Origin of the sequence: Pseudidiomarina atlantica, assembly GCF_000753735.1 — a bacterium.
GTDB lineage: Bacteria > Pseudomonadota > Gammaproteobacteria > Enterobacterales > Alteromonadaceae > Pseudidiomarina > Pseudidiomarina atlantica.
Genome location: NZ_JPIN01000026.1, coordinates 1 through 1317 on the forward strand (window position 1 = coordinate 1; position 1317 = coordinate 1317).

Annotated in this window: 1 protein-coding gene; it reads left to right on the forward strand. The window is 49.4% G+C overall.

Annotated elements, in window-relative coordinates:
• Positions 1–1317: efflux RND transporter permease subunit (locus tag IDAT_RS12710; RefSeq protein WP_034734367.1), on the forward strand; the 1317-nt coding region annotated here is incomplete at both ends.

Below are 1317 nucleotides of genomic sequence, written 5' to 3' on the forward strand. Positions count from 1 at the left end.
TTGGATAGCGGTAAAAAAGGCCTGCAACAAATACGACAAATACCGCTCAAAACCGTTGACGGCGTTTCCGTAACACTGGGCCAGGTTGCCGACGTCGAAATCGGCAGTGAAATTCGCCAGGGGGCGGTCTCAATGTCGCGTAAAGTCGACGGCGAGGTCAACCAGTTGGGCGAAGTGGTGTCGGGTATTGTGCTCAAACGCATGGGCTCGAATACCAAAGCCACCATCGACGGTATTAAAAAGCGCATTCCGCTTATTCAGCAAGCATTACCCGAGGGTGTTACCTTTGAGCCGTATTATGATCAGGCCGATTTAATACAAAAAGCCGTATCTACGGTCGCGTATTCACTGCTCATTGCCTTTGTGTTTATTATCGCAGTATTAGCACTGTTTTTGCTCAATATACGCGCTACTTTTTTAGTGTTACTGTCCATTCCCGTTTCTATCGCCATTGCCCTGATGGTAATGTCCGCGATGGGCATGTCGGCTAACCTGATGTCGCTGGGCGGGATTGCTGTTGCCATTGGTATGCTGGTCGACGGCTCCGTGGTGATGGTTGAAAATATCTTTAAGCACTTAAGTCGTCCGGATAGTGAACACCAAGACGACGCCGAGCAACGCACAGAGCACCGCGACCCAGATCCTCAGGCAGCCAAACTCGATAGCCATGGTATCAAGCTGCGAGTTAAGGAAGCGGCGAACGAAGTGGCACGACCGGTATTCTTTGCCGCCATGATTATCTTGGTGGTCTTTATGCCACTGTTTAGTTTTCAGGGTGTTGAAGCTAAATTATTTGAGCCCATGGCTATCAGTATTATGTTGGCCATTATCTCCGCGGTTTTTGTGGCCATCATGGTTGTACCGGCATTAGCCAGTTACTTTTTCAGTCGGGGTATTAAGCCTCGTGAAAATAAACTGCTTAAACCACTAGATAATGGTTATAAAAGACTATTATCGGTGGCGTTACGCAGTAAAAAGGCTGTTATTACCCTGGCCGGTGTGCTGTTTGTCGGCGCTTTGGTGTTAGTGCCTCGTCTCGGCACAGAGTTTGCGCCCGAACTGGAAGAAGGCACGATTAATATTCGCGTGACATTAGCCCCCTCCTCTAACCTTGAAACGGCCTTAGAGGTGGCTCCGAAGCTTGAAAAAATCCTGATGTCGTTCCCGGAAACCACCTACGCACTCAGCCGCATTGGACGAGCCGAAGTGGGCGGCGATCCAGAGCCTATCAGCAACATCGAGATATATGTGGGTCTTAAGCCGCAGTCTGAATGGACAACAGCATCGGATCGCTACGCCTTACAAGAAAAAATGGAG